A 21,183-nucleotide genomic window follows, 5' to 3' on the forward strand; every position below is an offset into this window, starting at 1 on the left:
CTTCCATTAGCGATTTATCGGCGCAAATAGCGTAATAAACACACCGTTGACAACCCAGCCAGCAGCACTAACACCAGCCCTAACGCTATCTGTATCGCACCGGCGTGGCGTAATAGCCATTGCAAGCTCAGTTGTGCCTCAGCGTGCTGGTGTGGCTCAGCGGCGATAAACCGATAATTGGCAGGCTGCATCACCACACTAATCTGTGAGTAATCGATACCGGGGATACCATCGCGGATCAGATTTTTAATTTGTGGCTGATAGCTTTGTAAATTGACCTCGGGGGAATACTTGATAAACACTGAGGCGGCGTGGGGAACACTGCTTTTCCCGTCGGTCGGCGCTGGCATGGCAATGGTCACATCGGCATGAATCACCCCATCCATATGGCTCAACATGCTTTCCAACTGCTGTTCTTTCAAATAGACCATCTTGGCCTGCTCTTGGCCAGGTGATGTCACGAGCTGGTTCGACGGAAACAACGTATCCACGGTCGTAAATTTCTGGCGCGGAAAACCATTTTGTCGTAGCAGTTCCACTGCATTAATAAACTGACTTTTATCGACACTCAGCCCTACCGTCCCGCCTTTCTCGGACTGCTTTTCGGCTTTAATCTGGTGCAACATCAGCAACGCCAGCATCTGGTTGGCCTCCCCCTCAGAAAGCCCGCTATATAGCTCCATACCACAGCCTGAAAGGGAGATAACCACCAGCAAGAGCGCTATCGCACGCCGCAGGTGCTTCATTGCATATTGACCAGTTTATTGATGTTCTGCCCGAGAACACCGGCCACTTTAGCCGTTAAATCTACTGCTAATGTGGCGTACATCCATTGCGACTGAACGCCCAATAATTGGGATGGCGACATCATTGCCGTGCCAGGTTCCGCCTGTTGCATTAACTGCGTAAATTTGGCGATTTGTTGCGGCTCACCGGCCGCTGGCTGAAGGGGGGTATTCAACATTGAAGCAGCCTGAATGGCATCAATTTCCATCTGATGATCTCCTTGTTGATAAGCAATTTTATACCGTTGCGGTGTTATGCCTTTAGTACCAGAGGCTGCCGCGTTGTTATCGGCAACGCCAATGACGTTGAGTCAGCAGCAGAGATCCCTTGTTGTAGCAACGCCAACATGGCCTGCGCATCTTCGGATTTGGATGTTGCCAGTAACGCCAGTGCTGCCACTCGGTCATTAAGTCCGAATAACAGCATTGCCTCACAGACCAAGCGAACTTGTGGATCCGGTATCAGTTGGGGTAACACATTAAGGATATTTTGGGCTTCAGCCTGTAGGCTGTGATTCACCCCGGCCAAGGCAGCTTCAACCACCAACTGGCGACATTGTGCTGAAAGTAAGATCATATTTTGGCAATAATCCCACTGGTCATATCTTTAATATTCTTCATCAGCGCACTGCTAAAGTTGATGTAAGACGAATACTGCTGCATGGCAAATTGCATCTTGAGCATATGTTCAGGATCAGAGGGATTACCGGCCGCCATCTGGTTTTGAAAGTCCTGACTTATCTTATTAATGCTATTCGTCATTTCGTTCATTAATGCGTTTATATCCATCAAACCTCCCTATTCCATAAGTGACCGCATATGCGATGGGCACTGCTGAAAACGGCGACGGAAGCTATCAGAAAAATGTGCGTGATTGCTAAAACCGCATTCCATGGCGATATCTGCCACGCGTAGCTGTGTAGATAACAGCAATTCACAGCCTTTTTTCAAACGCTGATCCAGTAACCACTGCTTTGCAGACATACCGAATTTTTCGTAAAACAGAAAATTCAATTTACGGGTGGAAATACCTAATTCATCGGCATAGCGCGATACCGTCCAGGGATTGAGGCGATTTTGTTCAAAAAACTCCAGTAACTCATTATTGGTACCCACAATTGATTCCAACAATCTGGAGAAATAAACTGAATCCAGACCTAAACAATACAGGTAAAGAAAGCGTAATGATGCTGAGCGCTCAATATCAATTAACTGTTCAGTTGCGTGAATAACATCTTTATTTGCTGGCAATATTTTGTAGTGATCAGATATTTTATGGGGTAAGCGAAATTTATTCGACTGCACCATTTTACTGGCTAAGTTTTGATATATAGGTAAAAGATCTATCGAATGACACAATATTGAAATAAAAGTGCTCTGTGAGAAAGAAGATACCGTAGCCAACTCGTGGGTAACAACCAAATTCCCCGCAGGTACGGTATAACATTCTCCGTTGCTACGTAATGTTCCCTCTTGCCGAAATAAAATAAACTGTATTGATTTCATCATATCCCTTAGAGAGTAATTAACCTTATACAAGGTTAACAAATAACACTAAAGAGACTATCCGGCATTCACCCTAAGCGAAATTTGTTTGTACATTATCCTTGATTATACCGATTTTTCGATATGCAGCCCCCTCAGCATGAGTTGTTATTAGTATTTCATTTGCTTCCAGCTCATTACTCCTTAAAATACCCTCTATTTCTTTTTTCTGATCATGATCATTACTTATCCACACACCTAGCGCACCGGCAGTAATAATACTGGTTATAGAGGCCACTATTGGATTATAGTTTTTAGCAAGTAAACATAAACTGTTGGTAACGACCGGGTGCGTTAGTAGCCCTATACCTGCTAAAGAGGCCACGATACCAACACGAATAAAGAACGATGTGTAGCGCGCGATTTTTTTGCAATTATCGGATGAAACACCACAGGATTTAGCGAGCATAAAGGCAGCTTGCTGAATTGCATCACTGCCCATGGTTAGCCCCTCTTTATTTTTACTGGCACAATTCCAGTTATGGTAGGCGCATGCCAGGTTAGACAGTGATAACATTAAGTTCACCCCAGTAATTATGGCAACCGGGGTCGCCGCCCCGCCACTGCAAATACTCATGCCAACACTGACAACAAATGAAGCCAGAGAAACCGTCAACTCAATCACATTGATGAAAAACTGTTTTTTGGCTAACTTAACGCTGATTTCATGCTCTTTAATAACAATATCTTTTTGAGTCACAAAAATTTCAATTATTTTGTCCTTAGCATTCGGAACAGTGTTGTTCAGAAAGTCATTTGCTAATGCTTCAGGGGGGCTAATAGAGGGTCTCCCCTCGATATTCGGTTTAACTACCGCATTAGGCTCAGATAAATCATTAACACAATTAATATTGTCTATGCCATCCATCGCTATCCCCTTTTAAATATTGGCCATAACATTCGTATTATTTCATTTATATTTCATTCAATAATCGATTGGCTTTCGTTGCTGTAGACGCATACTCAGGGTTCAGATAACTCATTTCAATGGCGGTTTGTAATGCTTCTCTGGCATCAGCCCCTTTATCCAGCGCGCGTAAACAAACCGCCATTTGATATACCGGTTCAGGATCATTTGCATCCAGTAATAGCGCGGCGGCATAAGCACTCAGCGCCAGAGCATATTCTTGCTGCATTTGCAGAGCTGCGGCCAAAGCCAGATGAAACCGTGACACTAAGGGGCAACAGAGTGTAAGCCAAGAAAAATCGCTAATCGCAGCAGTATAGTCATCTGCCAGCCAGGCCTGATAACCCCGTGTATAGCGCGTTTCTACTTCCTGCGGATCAGGTTGCTGCTTAAAATCACTCATTGGGTACTGAATAATATTCTGTTCTTTCAATACACTATTTATCTTTACACACAGGGACTGGAAATCATCGGCAGAAAAATCGTCCATTGGGCCTCCTTAATTCTATTTCCCCGTACTGACATCAAATAGTAGCCAATCATTACCATCGATATTTTTACTGAATGCTCCTTTAACTATTAATATTCGAATAAGTCTACTGCGGATCAACCGCAACGGCTGATTAGCGACATTATTAATAATCAGCATCCTGACTATCGATATATCAGTAATTTCCTCACCTAAATGGAGCAGGAAATTAAATAATGCCAAAAAATTCCCCGTCGTATTTTTTTCAGTGGAAATCTCCAAAGAACAAATAATTAATTCATGCTGTTCAATACGGTAGATTACCCGATATGCATCAAATAAAAACTCACGCCCTAATTTTATAGGGCTATTTTCGAAAAAGGCTGCTTGAGTCACACAGCCTTTACTGAGTAAGTATTGCTCAATGCACTGAGAGTTAAATTTCATATATCATAATTTCACCGCCATGGAAATATGGTTTATTAGGTTAGTCAAGGTATTGCCAAATTCCTTGAATGCTTGCCTTAGCTCTACTATTTTATCCTGTATTTCATTGGAATTTTTTGAATAACTATCAGAGCTAGAGCTTTGCAGAATACTCGCCATGCGCAAGGTTTCCGCAGCACGGGCTTTATCACCCTCGGCCAGTTTCCCAATACCGATAATAGATTGCCCAGTAGCATTACTAATATGCCCACCAATACCGCCCCACCGGTCGCCTGCTCCAGCACCGACGCCGCTAAATATACCGGATAGCATGGAGCAAACTCCGCTGGCGATGGCCGCTGATGCTGTTTTATCGATAGCTTCGCGTTGATTTTTCATAGCAGTAGCTTTGATATTAAATAGAAGTTCGAATTGTTTCCCACCATAGGCACTCAGTAAATCACGCATTTTTTTAAATAATGCATACATTTGGGAAATAATATCGGAGATATCACTAATGATATTGCCAATATTATTATCTAATTTCCCATCATCATCGACAGCCTGTAGGGCTTTGTCGTTTATTTTTATGTCCTGGCTGATAGGTGTATTCATTATAACCTCATTATATTAATGAACCTGCCACTCTCGTTTGTAGCATGCCGCTTTGATGGATGTTATCGCTTAATTTCTCCAATGTGTCTTGTGCGCTCTGAGAGATATCTTTGAGTTGTTTACTTTGCTGCTGTTTATTCCGCTCAACCCATTGATCCATAAACTGCGTGAAGTCTTGATCAAGCATCAATTTTTCAATTTCTTTTTGCAGCCCTCCATTTTGAATCGCCAACTGGCCACTATTAACCTGCACTAACCCTTGAGTAACTTTTTGCATTATATTTAATGGTGAGAGGCTGATATCTTTTATTATTTTCTTAACCATCTCCTTCATAATTTTCTTGGTACATTGGCGAGTAAATTGTTCCGCAGTGAGCGTAGTGCCTTTCTTAATCGCGGTTTTAACCAGATCTTTCGTCACATCGCCCACCAGTTTTTCAACGCCAGCGTGGGTAAAAGAGTTGCTGATATTGTGCATCAAGGCCATTTCCGTTTCAGTTATCTGCTTACAGGCATTCTTGGCGAACTGTTCAGTTAACTGTTGCACTTTTTGTTGACTTAGATTCTTCATCGCTTCGGTCAACGCATCAGCTCCGCCCGCTTTTAGCACATCACCCGCCCCTTTGGTCACCGCTCGAGCGGCATTAATCGCGCGGGCGGCTTGAAACAGGTCGATTGCCATAGCAAAGCATTCACAACCGAGTTGAACTTTACCTGCAACATCAATAACTTCCTGACATTTCTCTTTTGAGGCTCCAGCCAGCATCGCCGTTTCGGCGGCGGCTTTAACCAAACCGGCGGTCCCCGCCGCCAAATATGCGACCCCGGAAGCCATTGCCACCGGATCCCCGGTTAATACCCCGGCAGAGACCTTAATCGCACCGTAAACTATCTCGGCTAAGCCGATGGCCCAATCAAGCACCATGTTGAAAATACCAGCCTTGTGAGCTTTATCCGCTTGCTGAACTGCTTTATCAATCTGTTGCTGATACTCATTAACTCGTTTATCGCGTAAAAAAGTCTGCACATCCGTCGCCCGCTCCATCTGCTGGCGGATTGACTTACAGGAATCAGAAAAAAAAACCAGGCTCAGGTTGCCAGCCATCGAGAGGATAAGCTGCATATCTGTACTGCCCAATTGATCAAGGGAAAGCCGGCCACTGTCCCCTGCTTTGGCGCCGGAACGGGGTAAGGCGACCAGCAGGCGATCCAAGGCGGCCTGGGCTTTTTGCTGCGTCACCTTGGGTGACGTCATATTCATATCCGCCGAGGGTGACAACCCGGAAATTGCCCACCAATCTGGCATTTTCGCCGGTGCCAAAGGTGTGCTTTTACCTGCGGCAGCCAGTGCCCAATCAGTCTGTGTGTCGGCTTTAAATGCAATACTATTAGGCATGTCTCACCTCCAGTAATAATGCCGCCAGTCCCCGTTCAGCTTGCTGGCGGACTTGAGCCTGCTCAGGGTGAGCATGGCACCAGTTCAATGCGGCACGGAATGCTTTTTCAGCATAAATAGTATTGCCGCAAGCGGAATAACATTCCCCAGCGAAACAAGATGGACGAGGGTCATCGACCTGAATTTGCCCCGCGCGGCTGAAGCAATAAATCGCCTGATGGCAATCCCCGGTTTGTTGATAACACGAACCTAATGTTAACCAATAAGCAAAATTCCAATGGTCGAAACGAATCAATATATTTAACAGTTTTTTTGCGCTGTCATATTCTCCGCCGTGACAAAGTTGTACGCTATATTCATATATTAACGTCAAGTCTTGCTCTGACATATTTGCCAACATACGCAGAGAACCGCCACGTCGCATAAAATTAATAAGTTGATCAGTAGGTTCAATATTCATATCGAATCATCCTTACGGCCATAACTTGGTTAACAAAGATTGCGGGCAATCGTCGTTAATATATCTTTTAAACCTGTCTGCAATGTACTGATGTTATTAACATTAACGTTATAACTTTGCATAAACTTCTGTAACTGTAATTGTTCTTGAGTCATGGTATCTGACGCGCGGGTCTTTTCATTATCTAATGCCGCTTTTACTGCCTGTAATTGTCCTTTATCCAGTTCTGGCCCATTCTTCTTTAAATACTCATCAATACTCATCTTATCAACTTTGATGCCATGCTCCCGCATAAACTCGATAACTGAATCCGGTAGCGGCTTGGTTGTTTTATCGTCACCTTTAGCCGCTTCGGCAATTACGGAATCAACCTGATTAGCGTTATCCTGTATATCATTGGCATATTTTGATCGGGTGTGCATAGCGTCATAGGCACTTCTGGCAAGTGATTCAAGTACGTCCAGGTACTCATAAAAGGCACTCAATCCCATACTGAAAATATCAGCATGCTCACTTAGATTATTACTCAGATTACTGCCAACATTATTAATATTGTTGTGAATACTATTAAATTTATTTTCCAAAACGGAAAAATTAAATTCATTATTGGAAGATTGGTTAACATACGAGGAAGTGTTGTCTGATTTATTTACACCAGTGTTCGCGACCATAGAAATACTCCTTAACTCAAGATAATAATGATATTTCAGGAAGAGATTAACTACATTGCCTCACCTGAACTTATATTTCTGAGCTGCGTCTCCAGTTGTTTAAACTGTACTTTTATGTTTGCAATAGATACCACCATTTGTGCTTTTTCTTGATTTAAACCATTCGGAAAGGCTTCATTCAAGCGAATTAACCTCTCTCTTGCTTTACTGTCATTTTTGGCTTTTTCTTTCAGTAATTCGATTTGTTGCTGGAATCCTTTCAACTTCCCTAGATCAGACAGTAATTTACTATACCGACTGTGTAGGTCCCCTAACATGCTCTGAATAGAATCATTATCATTCATATTGAATTTCCTGATGCACTGATAAATATATAATATTATTTTGTCTCACTAAAAAGCATCTGTCTTTTATATTTATTCCATTTTTTCCATAAAATGGCATGATGATTGTTTTTTAATTTCCATAGCGAGTTGACAGTGTTGCTATTATTTTCCCCGCACTACTTAGGGCCAGCATCATATTGTTAAGAGTTTTATAATTATCAGGTGTTTGCTGTAGAGACAATTGTTGTGAAATTAATAACCTCCCATTTTCCAACAACGCATTCTTCTGTTGTGTTTTTTTCTCGTCATATTTAATAGCATCTTCCAGTTCAGTAATATGCGACACTCGTTGATCTCCTAATCCTTAAAAATTCATGGGTATATGGATTAAATTGTTAGATTTTAGTAATGATATGCCTTGCTCTCCAATAAAAATAACTTTATAGCCATTCGCCAGTACCGTCCCTTGCTGTAAGCGTAATCCATTAGCTAATTGCACGAATCCTGAAAATTTATTTCCGCCATAGCTGACAATTGCAGCGGGAAGAAGCTGAGCAGTTTGATCTGACGTGGGAATATTCTGATACCTCACCGCCAGAAAGTCCGGTTGTTGCCGGGCCAATGCTGTCAACATTTCCATCAGTTGTTGTTGTTGGCTGAGCGACAATATACCGCTGATAATGATTTCCTTATTACTTTGCGCCATACTGAGATAGCCTAATAACCCCAGTTCCCTCAAGCGCTCAACTAATTGCGCAATTTGCCCATCATGGCTATTAATAACCGCCCAGCCCTTTAACCCAGCCACTGTCGCCAGTGTTTCCTGAACTTTTAACCATTGCCCCCCCATTTCAATAGCACCATGGATCGTGATATGCCCTGGATGTTTCCCCGTGTCGACCTCTATATCCTGATAGCCATACTGGTGTAATACATCCTTGACGCTACTGAGCAGATGGTCATCACAGACTAATTGATTACGAAAAACAATACGGTTAAGAACCAGGAAATTCTGCAACTTAATCACTGCGGGTGATGAGCTACAGTGACCACTCAAAACAACACTGCCATCTAATAACCAGTTTTCTTTTATCCCCTGTAAAGCGGGTTGCTTTAACTGCTCTGAGAGTTGTGTTGGAATATCAGGAGGAAGATAAGCCAGTAGCGCTTTTGGCTGCTGTATAAACCAGAATATAACTACCGATAGCAGTAACAATAGGATAAATGCCAGTACAGATAAGCAGAGTAATAAGCGTGGCCGAGCGCGAGGGATATAATGAATATCACTTAAATTATCGCCCGCCTCACCAACAACCAAGATTAATCCCCCGGTTTCAATCGCCTGTCCGAGTGGGAGTTTCTGTTGTAAATCATACCGCTCCCCCTTAACCCAGACATCCCCAGATGTCTGCAAAGTTATGTGCTCATCACTTATTCTCAAGGTCAATATTTGCCCCTGAAGTAAGGGTAATAATACGTCGCACTGCTGACCCCCTAGCGTAAACTCCCCCTCAGGTAACATCAGCTCACGCCCATTAAGTTCACCATTTAACAGGCGGAGTTTAAACCGTACTGCCATGCTATTCCCCTGTATTAACCGGTACAGCTTTGATCAGAAATAACCTGACAACACTGTGAGATTGCTTATCAGTGCTGCGAAATAACCCACCTAATAATGGAATATCGCCCAGTAGCGGTATTTTGTTTTGCGACTCAATTTGTTTATCCTGGATGAAGCCACCCAATAACAGACTTTGCCCAACACGCAACGTGGCTTGCGTTGAGATATCTGAATTTTGTATTTCCGGCAACGGTTCACTACTGCTTATTGGCGCCTGCTGTTGCCCATCCTGAATGTTAAGATTAAGCAAAACTTCTTTTACACCATCGGCATCAATCATTCTCGGTGTCACTCGCAATAATGACCCAGAGGTGATCGATTCAAGTTTTGCCACTTTATCGCCTTGCAACTTAGTATAAAACGTTACGTTTTTATCCAGTACCGCCTGAATATTATTTAGGGTGACCACCGAAGGGCGTGATAAGACTCTGGCACGTGAATTCTTTTGTAACGCATTCAAGCGAACCATAAAGTTCCCAGTATCACCAATTACAGTGGAGAAACCATCAGCACTATTTTTCCCCGAATTACTATTAAACGAGATACCCGCGCCACCAATGGAAGTAGATGCGGACCAATCGATACCAAGCTGGCTAATATCTCCGGCATCAACATCAATAATGGTCACTGATATTTCTATTTGAACTGGCCGCTGATCCAACTGGGCGATCAAACTACGATAGACCGGCATATTGACCTGACGATCACGGATAATAACTGCGTTTTGCCGAGGATCAGCCGAGAAAAGAGGCATGCTGGTATGCGCCTCATCTTGTTCTTTTCCTGCAACTAAAGGCAGACTATTGCCCTGACTCATCTCGCGCAATACGCTGACTAAGCCCGGTAATTTAACTTGCTGATCACGATACTGATAATTAGAGTCAGCCGCAGAGGCATATTTTAGCAGGAAGACTTTCACTGTTTCTTTATTTTGGTTTTGCTTACGGGCTTGAGACGAAAGCATTTTGCTCAATGTCGTCACCCGTTCAATACAGATAGGAACACCTGTAACCTCAATAGCATCCAGACGAGAAATAGCCTTTATCGCACAGTTTTTTCCTGCGGCTACTCCGCTATGTTGTAGATATTTGATTAAAGTTGTCGTTGATAATCCATCTGGCGATATAAATTCCCTTCGGATGGCTTGAGCTTTGTAAAAATAGAGTATTTCACCATCATAGTACCAGGTAAGATTGTATAGACCGGCTAATTTAGACAGGATTGCTTCTGGTGTTTTGTCGCGAATTTTCCCACTAAAGTGTTCGTTTATTTCCGGGCTAATGACTACCGGGATGCCATAATTCATCCCTAAATCTTTTAATAGGTTAGATACACTCATACCCCGGCTATAAATAAAGAAAGGCTCTCCTTGCCAGGGAATAGCTTGTCCATGGGCCAGTGACACTGAAAACAGTAATATTAAACTGGCAAGTTCTTTCATGAGATAGCCTTGCTGACATGCTTCTTCGGTTTGGTTAAGACGTTTGTTTGGGAAGTACTCAATGTGGCTACCAAGCCACTTAAATGCTGAATAACGGCATGAATTTGTTCTAATTTCATCGAGAGATCTTGATTCTCACCGGCGATCCTCTCGCTATTATCAAGTGTATATCGCCCCCATAACCACCAATTGCCATCGTTAAACTGTAAAGCAAAATCCTGCGTATTCTCCAGCGCCACCAGCATAAGTGCAATATATCGAATAACAGTATTGGATATCATTTTTCTCTCAATAAAAAAAACACCAATACAAATAGAATGATGGTAATCCATCGCTTTGGCAGGAATTCCCTTCAACGTGAATTGAACAATATTAATATCTGATAAATCAATGTCGTTAACTAAGGGTTGTCTCTTCAACATTTCAAGCATCGGCGGTAACTCCTGCATCAGTACGATTTAATTATCCTCCGTAATTAAATATTCGTTATAAGGTAAAACCCTGATTTACTCTTTTTACAGAACTAAATGAATCTATAACGAGCAGTAATGAAATCAGTGTATTTCTTGATATCAAATTTTGGCTGTGGCGTACTAAAAAAAACAGTCAGGTGACTTTATGGAAAATTCATCATCACTCGTCACTCGATTGACACTATTACTGGGCATGACCTTAATGGCCATATGGCTTATTTCAATTGCGGCCATGGCATTCTTCTCATATGAGGATACACGCCAACGTTTGGTGAATGAATTAACCCACATGGCATCATTACGCGCAGATTTAAGTAATTACCAATTTGAAGGCGCAGAACGGGACGCAACCGCATTGATAAGTCGCCAGACAAGTTACCAAGCCACCTGGCGATTGCCTATTAGACATACAGATGATGATCCGAGCGACAATATTCCTTTTAGTTCAGGAATGTGTAATGCCATCCAATCCAGACATGACCTTCGCATCGCTCAGGCATATGGAACTTCTGGTCAAACTTATTATCTCGACAGTTTCACAATTAAAAACAAAGAAGGTATTACCATATTCAGACCACAGGCGGTATCAAATAACTATTTGAACCAGCGACGTAAAGAATTACTTTTACTGCCAATATTTCCTACCCATGACAATATTTTTTGGGGGATGCCGACTTATAGCCCACAACGAGGCTGGCATGTTTCTGTTGCCGCATGTGACCACGCCGGTTCATTAGCTGGATTCTCATTAAAACTGAATGAGTTGGTGACGGATAATCAGCCAGTTGAGCAGAGAGATATTAATTTATGGTTGGATAAGAGTGGCGAGTTGTTACCGATATCTCAGCAAAATATACCTTCGCATCAGTTACATGAGATTCTTCGCCAGCTAAAAGACCGAAATTTACATGATGGTTGGCAACAAACACCTGATTATTTGGTATTAAGAACCCAGTTAAAAGGCCCCGGTTGGCAACAGTTAGTTATTTATCCCCGCGTCGGTTTTGCCTGGGAAGCGGCCAAACCCGCATTACATCAACTCCCCTTTGCACTGGCTATTTTGCTGCTGCTCACGTTAGTGCTCTCTTTATTACTGCGATATTACCTCGCTATTCCCCTATGGAACTTCATCAATATTATTGGTGCCACCGGCCCACAAGCGATGGAGCCGCGTTTACCAGTGAAACGCATGGATGAGTTAGGGCAGATTGCTCGTGCTTATAACAACTTGCTAGACACCTTGAATGAGCAGTACGACACCCTTGAAATGAAAGTAAAGGAACGCACGCTGGCACTGGCAAAATCAAAACAGCTGGCCGAACAGGCTAATCGCCGTAAGAGTGTCCATCTAACCACTATCAGTCATGAAATTCGTACCCCTTTAAATGGCACGCTAGGTGCGGTTGAGTTATTACAAAATACCCCACTGACCTGCGAGCAATATCGGTTGGCCGAGACCGCTCGCCAGTGCTCACATTCTTTACTGATGATAGTTAACAACCTGTTGGATTTTTCACGTATTGAGTCGGGGCAAATGGCCTTGTCTCAAGAGAAAACCGCCTTATTGCCCTTATTGGATCAGGCCATGTTAACTATTCATAGCCAGGCCTTGAGTAAAGCCATCACCCTCTCTACTTACGTCAGTTCGGATGTGCCGCTGGAACTGGAGTTGGACAAACAACGCTTAAAGCAGATTCTGGTTAACTTATTGGGCAATGCCGTTAAATTCACGCAATGTGGCCATATTAGGCTCAATGTAGTCCGTAAGGGCCAGCAGCTCTGCTTCACTGTTGAAGATACCGGCTGTGGTATTGATTTGCAGCTTCAACAAGAGATATTCCACCCTTTTGTCCAGACCCATGAGCACGGGCAGGGAACGGGGTTGGGACTAACTATTGCAGATAATCTGGCAAGAATGATGGGGGGGAATATTACACTTTTTAGCCTACCAGACCACGGTAGTCGCTTCTCATTAAGTCTGCCATTTTGTGGGATAATAGTGCTCAAACCGTTTAAAGGTGAAATATGTGCACCACAGCCATTACATGCTCAATTATCTTCGTGGGGGATAACCTGCCCGCCAGAAGGTAATCAATCAGTACACCTGCCGCAGACCCCCTTTAACGATAAAGAGCTGTGCTACCTACCCGGTCGCTTATATAGCAACGTTAAAAAGCATCTTAACGGAGAGAAGCAGCCCGCCTCATCTCAGCAAGAGATACCACATGCTCTCCCACTACAACCTTGGCATATGACCATATTGTTAGTCGATGATGCTGAAACCAATCGAGATATCACCGGCATGATGCTGCGCCAATTGGGGCATCAAGTGACTCTGGCAGAGAGTGGCGAAATCGCACTACGCCTCGGCCAAACGCAGCGTTTTGATCTGGTGCTGATGGATATTCGTATGCCAAGTATGGATGGGCTGGCAACAACCCGCTATTGGCGTGATGATGCGACCAACCAGGATAATCGCTGCATGATTACGGCATTAAGTGCCAATACCAATCCTGAGGAAAAGATAAGGGCCAGTCAGGCGGGGATGAATCATTATCTCTCTAAACCAGTAACTTTCAGCCAACTGGCAGAAGTACTGGATCTGACCGCACAATTCCAGCTCGAACGCGGGGTCACTCTCTCTCCCCAGTTATCAACACCGAGGCCACTATTGAATCTGGCTGACAGCTCATTGCGCCTTAAACTATTACAATCATTGCAACTATTAGTGCAGCAAGTGAGAGAGTCTCTCACCCATACCCCCACGTTATCGCACCAGCTTCACACCTTAAAAGGCTGTGCCGGGCAAGCGGGCCTTATTGAGTTACAAGACGCTGTGATTCAGCTGGAAATAGTAGTCGAAAATCATGAACTCATTACACAGCAAGATATCGATCACCTCGACGAGATAATCCATTTTCTGTTTCAACCGCGGGAGCCCCGCGACACCATTTCAATCATCAGGTAAAGGGAATAACTTTATGAATACGAAATTACTGATTGTCGACGATCATGAACTAATCATTAATGGTATTAAAAATATGTTGGCAGCTTATCCACGTTATCAAATTGTTGGCCAAGCTGATAATGGGCTGGATGTATACAATTTATGCCGCCAGACAGAACCAGACATTGCGATTATAGATCTCGGATTGCCTGGCATGGATGGCCTTGATGTCATTATTCAACTGCTTCGCCGCTGGCCGACGATGAGGATTCTGGCATTAACAGCCCGTCATGAGGAACATCACGCCAGCAAAACGTTAAGCAGTGGCGCGCTAGGTTATGTTCTGAAAAAAAGCCCACAGCAAATTCTGCTGGCCGCCATTCAAACGGTGGCGGTGGGTAAACGCTATATTGATCCCGCACTCAATAGTTCTCTGGTTAATAAACTGGCACAAGGTAGCGATGCCAGCCAACCAGTACTAACACCACGAGAACGACAGATCCTAAAACTGATTACCGAGGGTGCTTGTAATCGTATTATCGCGGTTCACCTTTCTATCAGCCAAAAAACCGTAGAAACCCACCGCCTTAATATGATGAAAAAACTGGATGTGCACAAAGTCGCTGAGCTTATCCATTGGTCATACCGCTTAGGACTAAATGAATAATGTCACTGGTGTTTTATTGATGATAGACACAAATAAAAACCCCCTATCTGTCGCTCATCGATAGGGGGCCTACAAATATCAATGCCCAACTCCAAGCAGCGAATAAATCAGCCCGAATGATCTTATATGAGTAAATGATTCGGGCCAATACGAGCGACTAACATCACCGGAACATCAAGGGTAAAGAGTATTAGCTTTGGTTAACCGGCGTCTGTTTTGGTGCAAATAACGCCTTCTCGTATGCCTTGGCTTTTTTATGGTCAAACTGATGTTCCCACTTGGCAATAACCAGCACCGCTAACGCATTCCCCACCACGTTCAGTGCGGTACGTGCCATATCCAGAATACGGTCCACACCAGCGATAAAGGCCAAACCTTCCAGTGGAATACCTACACTGCCTAGCGTTGCTAACAAGACAACAAACGAAACTCCCGGAACACCAGCAATCCCTTTAGAAGTCACCATTAAGGTTAGGACTAGAATGATCTCTTGCCCAATGGACAGCTCGATACCATATAACTGGGCAATAAATATGGCGGCAATACTCTGATAAAGGGTAGAACCATCTAAGTTGAAGGAATAGCCCGTCGGAACCACAAAGCTGGTAATCGATTTTGGCGCGCCATAGGCTTCCATTTTCTCGATGATTCGTGGCAATACAGTTTCTGAACTGGCGGTAGAGTAAGCTAAAATCAGCTCATCTTTCAAAATTCGAATCAATGTCCAGATACGTAATTTACATAATCTGGCAACGGTGCCCAGCACGACCAGTGCAAAAAATAGAATCGCGGCGTAAACCAAAATAACCAGCTTGGCCAATGGAATAAGCGAGGCAAAACCAAAATTGGCAACCGTCACCGAGATCAAACCAAACACCCCGATAGGCGCATAGCGCATAATCATATGAGTGACTTTGAACATGCTTTCAGAAATTGCTTTAAACACATTCAACAGTGGCTCTTTGGTTTCTTTTGGCAATGAAGACAGCCCTAAACCAAACAACACTGAGAAGAAGATAATTGGCAACATATCGCCTTTCGCCATGGAAGCGAAGACGTTGGCAGGAATGAGCGACAAGATAGTGCTCACCAGGCTGTGGCTACCACTTTGTACTTGCTCAGTGGTCTTTTCATACTGGGAGATATCGACCACCGTCAATGCCGACATATCAATGCCGTGCCCCGGTTGAAACACATTCGCCAAGGTGATCCCAACAATAATGGCGATGGTAGTGATAACTTCGAAATAGATAATGGTTTTCAGGCCAATTCGCCCAAGCTTCTTCGCATCACCAACACCAGCAATACCCACGATCAAGGTCGAAATAACTATCGGTACAACAATCATTTTAATTAAGCGGATGAAGATATCACCTGCTGGACTTAAAATATTACTAACTAACCACTCTCTGGATTCAATTTGATTATGCAGAACCGCACCAACCAAAATACCTAATACCAGCGCAATGAGTATTTGCCAGGCCAGACCTATTTTTACACTTTTCATACCCTAAAAATTCCTCAAAGCATCCTATAAAATGCAAGTTACCAAGCATTTCAAATAGAATACTTAATCATTAAATACGGGGCTATAGTTGATAAAACGTATGGTTCAGCCTCCCGCCAGCCGACCACGTTATAAATCAGTATCATTTCTGGACACTCTTCTGCAAGCCTTGTTTACACTAAGCCCACATGATGCTGAGGCATAACTTCAGCCCCAAAAATCTTTAGACCACAGTAAATATTTGTTATTAAAATAATAAAATCCATCAGAGACAAATAACATCGCAACTGTCTGTATAAAAAACAAGCTAAATTAAATTACATGATAAACTCTCATTGTGTTTTATTTTTTCACTTATTTTGTTTTTATTTTGTTAAATTCAGCCATTTTAATTCTCCGCTTATTCTGGAGGTTTCGCAACCAAAGTCGATTTTTTTTCAGCGAAATAAGAGAAATTTATTCAAATAGAGAAAATAGTAAATTGCATATTTATTCCATTGGGCTTTGTATTTATATATTCATATTCTCAGTTGATATATATATGTAATTCTAATTACAGTAAAATATAAAAATATAAACTTTCCGATGATTGTAAATTAATTTTTAATTTTTTGGTTAACAACTACTATTAAATTGCATTAGTCACGCTACGTTAGTACTTTTAGTGACATTCCCCCTTCAATATTCTTATTTCACGCTAGAAATGAGCTGATCTGCACATTTCCTTTCCTTTATTGCATGATCACAAGGCGCGTCTCCTATCATTAAGATATCGATTCACCACGCAGCACATTAAGTAAGTCTCTAAATCAACATCTTTTATGCGTGATCTGCCGCCCAAAAAAGAAACAAAACGGCCCTCCACACTATAATTAACTTTTGATTGACATATTATTAACAATCTCAAGGAGAACTATTATGAGCCAGATACATAAACACCCTATTCCAACTGCAATTGCAGAGCATGCCCTGATAAACCCTGAACAATATCAGCAATATTATCAACAATCTGTGCAGAACCCAGATGAATTTTGGGGCGAACATGGCAAGATTATTGATTGGATTAAACCGTATAAAACGGTTAAAAACACCTCCTTTGACCCCGGTCATATCAGCATCCGCTGGTTCGAAGATGGCACACTGAATCTTGCAGCTAACTGCCTTGACCGTCACCTGGCAGAGCGTGGCGATCAAACCGCAATTATTTGGGAAGGTGATGATCCTAACCAATCAAAAACCGTCACCTATAAACAGCTTCACCACGATGTATGCCAGTTTGCTAATGTGCTGAAAAAACTGGGCATCAAGAAAGGTGATGTGGTTGCAATCTATATGCCGATGGTGCCAGAAGCCGCTGTTGCTATGCTGGCCTGCGCGCGTATTGGCGCCGTGCACTCTGTTATTTTTGGTGGATTCTCACCTGATGCCGTTGCTGGCCGAATTATCGACTCTAACTCAAAACTGGTGATTACTGCCGATGAAGGCATTCGTGCTGGTCGCGCAATTCCACTGAAAAAAAATGTCGATGAAGCCCTAAAAAATCCAGCTATCACCAGTATCAAAAATGTGGTCGTCTTCCAACGTACTGGCAATGCCAGCTATTGGAAAGACGGGAGAGACTTGTGGTGGCATGACCTGATAAAAGAAGCCTCCGCCGACTGCCCGCCAGAAGAGATGAATGCCGAAGACCCACTGTTCATCCTTTATACCTCGGGTTCTACTGGCAAACCAAAAGGGGTTTTACATACCACCGGCGGTTATCTGGTTTATGCCGCGTTGACCTTTAAATACGTTTTTGATTATCACCCCGGCGATATCTACTGGTGTACCGCGGACGTTGGTTGGGTCACCGGCCACAGCTATTTGCTGTATGGCCCACTGGCTTGCGGTGCTATTACTCTGATGTTTGAAGGTGTTCCTAACTATCCAGGCGTCAATCGCTTGGGTCAGGTTATCGATAAACATCAGGTTAATATTCTGTATACCGCTCCTACCGCCATTCGTGCCTTAATGGCCGAAGGTGACAAAGCCATCGAAGGGACAAAACGCGACTCCCTACGCATTATGGGTTCAGTTGGTGAACCTATTAACCCGGAAGCATGGGAATGGTATTACAACAAGATTGGTAACAGTAAATGCCCGATTGTTGATACCTGGTGGCAAACTGAAACGGGCGGTTTCATGATAACGCCACTGCCAGGAGCCACAGAGTTAAAAGCCGGTTCAGCTACTCGCCCCTTCTTTGGGGTACAGCCAGCGTTGGTCGACAACTTAGGTAACCTGCAAGAAGGTGCAGCCGAAGGCAATCTGGTGATAACCGACTCTTGGCCGGGTCAGGCCAGAACCTTATTCGGCGATCATGACCGTTTTGAGCAGACCTACTTCTCAACCTTTAAAGGCATGTATTTCAGTGGTGATGGCGCTCGCCGTGACGAAGATGGCTACTACTGGATAACCGGCCGCGTCGATGACGTACTTAACGTTTCAGGTCACCGCCTAGGGACCGCTGAAATTGAATCCGCATTGGTTTCACACCCGAAAATTGCCGAAGCTGCCGTCGTCGGTGTCCCACACAGTATTAAAGGGCAAGCTATCTATGCCTACATCACGCTGAATCACGGTGAGGAACCAACACCAGAGCTGTATACCGAGGTGCGTAATTGGGTGCGTAAAGAGATTGGCCCAATTGCGACCCCAGATATTTTGCACTGGACTGATTCACTACCAAAAACCCGTTCAGGCAAGATCATGCGCCGTATTCTGCGCAAAATTGCGGCTGGCGATACCAGCAACTTAGGGGATACCTCAACACTGGCCGATCCGGGCGTAGTGGACAAATTACTGGAAGAAAAACAATCAATGCAAACACCGTCGTAAATTGTGCCGCCTACCGGCGGCAAACTTAATTAATGCCTCAAAGGAGAGACTCTGATGAATGACAGCATTTATCAAGAGATTGAAAATAACCCGCGTTTCAAAGAGTTGGTGCAAAAGCGTGGCCGCTTTGCCTGGATACTGTCGCTCATTACCCTAGCGCTGTATGTCGGTTTCATTTTCCTTATTGCTTTCGAACCACAATGGCTCGGTACCCCGCTATATGCAGGCTCCAGCATTACTCGCGGCATACCCGTTGGTGTGGGGTTGATCGTTATTTCTTTTGTTCTTACAGGTATTTACGTTATTCGTGCTAATGGCGAGTTTGACCGTCTGACGGCAGAAATTCTTCGTGAGGTGAAGCAATGAAGACTCGCCATTGGTCCGTACTTTCCTTACTGACTCTGCCTGCGCTGTCACAGGCAGAAGCAATTACCGGCGAAGTTCATCGCCAGCCGCTCAATATCCAAGCGATCATTATGTTCGTACTGTTTGTTGGCGCGACATTATATATTACCTACTGGGCATCAAAGCGCACCCGTTCCCGGGGTGATTATTATACCGCTGGCGGGCGCATAACCGGTTTCCAAAATGGTTTGGCCATTGCTGGGGACTTTATGTCTGCGGCATCATTTCTGGGTATTTCCGCGCTGGTTTATACCTCTGGCTATGATGGCTTGATTTACTCCATCGGCTTTCTAATCGGCTGGCCAATCATTCTGTTTTTAATTGCCGAGCGGCTGCGTAATCTGGGTCGCTATACTTTTGCTGATGTGGCTTCTTATCGCTTGAAACAAAGGCCGATAAGAACATTATCTGCCTGTGGTTCGTTAGTGGTGGTCGCTTTATATCTGATAGCTCAAATGGTCGGTGCCGGTAAGCTGATAGAGTTGTTGTTTGGCTTGAACTACCATGTAGCTGTCGTGTTGGTGGGCATCCTGATGGTACTGTACGTCTTGTTTGGCGGCATGTTAGCCACAACGTGGGTACAGATTATCAAAGCGGTGTTACTGCTGGCGGGTGCTTCGTTTATGGCCATTATGGTTATGAAGTCGGTTAACTTTAACTTCAATACCTTATTCAGTGAGGCCATTAAAGTTCACCCTAAAGGCTTGGCGATCATGAGCCCTGGAGGGCTAGTCTCTGACCCAATATCAGCATTGTCGCTCGGCTTGGCATTAATGTTTGGTACCGCAGGCTTACCACACATTCTAATGCGTTTCTTTACGGTAAGTGATGCCAAAGAAGCCCGCAAGAGCGTGTTCTATGCCACTGGCTTTATCGGTTACTTCTACATATTGACCTTTATTATTGGTTTTGGCGCAATCCTGTTGGTCGGCCCGAATCCAGCCTTTAAGGATGCGGCGGGGGCACTGCTTGGCGGTAATAATATGGCAGCAGTGCATCTGGCTGATGCCGTGGGGGGTAGCTTCTTCTTAGGCTTTATCTCGGCAGTTGCTTTCGCAACTATTTTGGCGGTGGTTGCCGGTCTGACATTAGCGGGGGCATCTGCTGTTTCTCATGACCTTTACGCAAGTGTCATCAAGAAGGGTAAAGCAAATGAACGCGATGAACTGAGAGTTTCTAAAATCACAGTCGTTATTTTAGGGTTTGTGGCAATCGGCTTGGGGATTTTGTTTGAGAAGCAAAACATTGCTTTCATGGTAGGTTTGGCATTCTCCATTGCCGCCAGTTGTAACTTCCCAATCATCTTCATTTCAATGTATTGGGATAAACTGACCACGCGTGGTGCAATGATTGGTGGCTGGTTGGGGTTACTGACTGCGGTGCTCCTGATGATTTTAGGCCCAACTATCTGGGTAACCATTCTAGGGCACGCAAAACCAATTTATCCATATGAATACCCAGCATTATTCTCAATGATAGTGGCATTTGTCGGGATATGGTTCTTCTCCGTCACCGATAATTCAGAAGAAGGTAAGCAAGAACGTCTGCGCTTCAAAGCACAGTTTGTCCGTTCACAAACGGGGTTGGGTGCCTCTCAAAGTAGCTCTCACTGATCGTATTCGGCGGATAAAAGGCCCCTCGGGGC

At 43.9% G+C, this 21,183-nt stretch carries 23 protein-coding genes; 5 read left to right on the forward strand and 18 right to left on the reverse strand.

The annotated features are described in order from the left end of the window. Positions 1-14: 14 nt before the first annotated feature. The 17 genes from ssaJ to V1953_RS19565 form a co-directional block, all read right to left on the reverse strand. On the reverse strand, positions 15-746 hold the full coding sequence (ssaJ, locus tag V1953_RS19485; protein WP_083161101.1) for an EscJ/YscJ/HrcJ family type III secretion inner membrane ring protein SsaJ: 732 nt from the start codon (positions 744-746) through the stop codon (positions 15-17). Next, positions 743-994, reverse strand: coding sequence for a type III secretion system inner rod subunit SctI (gene sctI, locus V1953_RS19490; RefSeq protein ID WP_372568540.1), 252 nt, complete (start codon positions 992-994; stop codon positions 743-745). The genes ssaJ and sctI overlap by 4 nt, the downstream gene beginning before the upstream one ends. 44 nt (positions 995-1,038) lie before the next feature. Continuing rightward, entirely contained in the window at positions 1,039-1,362 is a 324-nt protein-coding gene (locus V1953_RS19495) for an EscG/YscG/SsaH family type III secretion system needle protein co-chaperone (protein WP_420072892.1), read from the reverse strand. Continuing rightward, on the reverse strand, positions 1,359-1,574 hold the full coding sequence (gene sctF, locus V1953_RS19500; protein ID WP_083161107.1) for a type III secretion system needle filament subunit SctF: 216 nt from the start codon (positions 1,572-1,574) through the stop codon (positions 1,359-1,361). Before sctF ends, V1953_RS19495 begins: the two co-directional genes overlap by 4 nt. A gap of 9 nt (positions 1,575-1,583) precedes the next feature. Next, positions 1,584-2,291 carry a helix-turn-helix domain-containing protein gene (locus V1953_RS19505; RefSeq protein ID WP_083161109.1) on the reverse strand — a complete coding sequence of 236 codons (708 nt, stop codon included), beginning with the start codon at positions 2,289-2,291 and terminating at the stop codon, positions 1,584-1,586. Between the two features lie 73 nt (positions 2,292-2,364). Then, positions 2,365-3,198 carry a hypothetical protein gene (locus V1953_RS19510; protein WP_083161111.1) on the reverse strand — a complete coding sequence of 278 codons (834 nt, stop codon included), beginning with the start codon at positions 3,196-3,198 and terminating at the stop codon, positions 2,365-2,367. Between the two features lie 46 nt (positions 3,199-3,244). After that, on the reverse strand, positions 3,245-3,727 hold the full coding sequence (locus V1953_RS19515) for a SycD/LcrH family type III secretion system chaperone (protein WP_083161113.1): 483 nt from the start codon (positions 3,725-3,727) through the stop codon (positions 3,245-3,247). A gap of 15 nt (positions 3,728-3,742) precedes the next feature. Beyond that, the gene (locus V1953_RS19520) at positions 3,743-4,153 is read right to left on the reverse strand and encodes a pathogenicity island 2 effector protein SseE (protein WP_083161115.1); all 411 of its coding nucleotides are present in this window, start codon (positions 4,151-4,153) and stop codon (positions 3,743-3,745) included. 3 nt (positions 4,154-4,156) lie between these two features. Continuing rightward, complete coding sequence (locus tag V1953_RS19525) at positions 4,157-4,747, reverse strand: chemotaxis protein (protein WP_372568537.1); 591 nt, start codon at positions 4,745-4,747, stop codon at positions 4,157-4,159. Positions 4,748-4,757: 10 nt separating this feature from the next. Next, positions 4,758-6,143: a type III secretion system translocon subunit SctE gene (gene sctE, locus V1953_RS19530; RefSeq protein WP_083161117.1), complete on the reverse strand. Its 1,386-nt coding sequence runs from the start codon at positions 6,141-6,143 to the stop codon at positions 4,758-4,760. Beyond that, complete coding sequence (locus tag V1953_RS19535) at positions 6,136-6,603, reverse strand: SycD/LcrH family type III secretion system chaperone (protein WP_083161119.1); 468 nt, start codon at positions 6,601-6,603, stop codon at positions 6,136-6,138. Before V1953_RS19535 ends, sctE begins: the two co-directional genes overlap by 8 nt. A 29-nt stretch (positions 6,604-6,632) precedes the next feature. Beyond that, positions 6,633-7,274, reverse strand: a complete 642-nt coding sequence (locus V1953_RS19540; protein WP_442851227.1) for a chemotaxis protein — start codon at positions 7,272-7,274, stop codon at positions 6,633-6,635. A gap of 50 nt (positions 7,275-7,324) precedes the next feature. After that, positions 7,325-7,618, reverse strand: a complete 294-nt coding sequence (locus V1953_RS19545; RefSeq protein ID WP_420072890.1) for a chromosome partitioning protein ParA — start codon at positions 7,616-7,618, stop codon at positions 7,325-7,327. A 112-nt stretch (positions 7,619-7,730) separates the two neighbouring features. Then, complete coding sequence (locus V1953_RS19550) at positions 7,731-7,946, reverse strand: EscE/YscE/SsaE family type III secretion system needle protein co-chaperone (RefSeq protein ID WP_083161125.1); 216 nt, start codon at positions 7,944-7,946, stop codon at positions 7,731-7,733. 18 nt (positions 7,947-7,964) lie between these two features. Continuing rightward, entirely contained in the window at positions 7,965-9,179 is a 1,215-nt protein-coding gene (sctD, locus tag V1953_RS19555) for a type III secretion system inner membrane ring subunit SctD (protein ID WP_083161127.1), read from the reverse strand. Between the two features lies 1 nt (position 9,180). Beyond that, positions 9,181-10,662: an EscC/YscC/HrcC family type III secretion system outer membrane ring protein gene (locus V1953_RS19560; protein ID WP_083161129.1), complete on the reverse strand. Its 1,482-nt coding sequence runs from the start codon at positions 10,660-10,662 to the stop codon at positions 9,181-9,183. Further along, the gene (locus tag V1953_RS19565) at positions 10,659-11,093 is read right to left on the reverse strand and encodes a hypothetical protein (RefSeq protein WP_083161131.1); all 435 of its coding nucleotides are present in this window, start codon (positions 11,091-11,093) and stop codon (positions 10,659-10,661) included. Before V1953_RS19565 ends, V1953_RS19560 begins: the two co-directional genes overlap by 4 nt. Before the next feature lie 187 nt (positions 11,094-11,280). On the opposite strand from V1953_RS19565, the gene V1953_RS19570 reads away from it, so the two are divergent. Then, positions 11,281-14,103, forward strand: a complete 2,823-nt coding sequence (locus V1953_RS19570) for a two component system sensor kinase (protein ID WP_442851228.1) — start codon at positions 11,281-11,283, stop codon at positions 14,101-14,103. A gap of 13 nt (positions 14,104-14,116) precedes the next feature. Then, positions 14,117-14,749 carry a two component system response regulator gene (locus V1953_RS19575; RefSeq protein ID WP_083161133.1) on the forward strand — a complete coding sequence of 211 codons (633 nt, stop codon included), beginning with the start codon at positions 14,117-14,119 and terminating at the stop codon, positions 14,747-14,749. 190 nt (positions 14,750-14,939) lie between these two features. On the opposite strand, the gene gltP is transcribed toward V1953_RS19575, so the two are convergent. After that, positions 14,940-16,256: a glutamate/aspartate:proton symporter GltP gene (gltP, locus tag V1953_RS19580; RefSeq protein ID WP_083161135.1), complete on the reverse strand. Its 1,317-nt coding sequence runs from the start codon at positions 16,254-16,256 to the stop codon at positions 14,940-14,942. 918 nt (positions 16,257-17,174) lie between these two features. Between gltP and acs the strand changes: the two genes are divergently transcribed. From acs to actP, 3 genes are read left to right on the forward strand one after another with little or no spacing between them, the layout of a single operon-like run. Next, positions 17,175-19,133, forward strand: a complete 1,959-nt coding sequence (gene acs / locus V1953_RS19585; RefSeq protein WP_083161137.1) for an acetate--CoA ligase — start codon at positions 17,175-17,177, stop codon at positions 19,131-19,133. Positions 19,134-19,187: 54 nt separating this feature from the next. Further along, positions 19,188-19,499, forward strand: coding sequence for a DUF485 domain-containing protein (locus V1953_RS19590; protein WP_083161139.1), 312 nt, complete (start codon positions 19,188-19,190; stop codon positions 19,497-19,499). Beyond that, positions 19,496-21,151, forward strand: a complete 1,656-nt coding sequence (gene actP, locus V1953_RS19595) for a cation/acetate symporter ActP (RefSeq protein ID WP_083161141.1) — start codon at positions 19,496-19,498, stop codon at positions 21,149-21,151. Before V1953_RS19590 ends, actP begins: the two co-directional genes overlap by 4 nt. Positions 21,152-21,183 lie beyond the last annotated feature (32 nt).

Source organism: Yersinia sp. 2541 StPb PI (assembly GCF_052217145.1).
GTDB lineage: Bacteria > Pseudomonadota > Gammaproteobacteria > Enterobacterales > Enterobacteriaceae > Yersinia > Yersinia enterocolitica_E.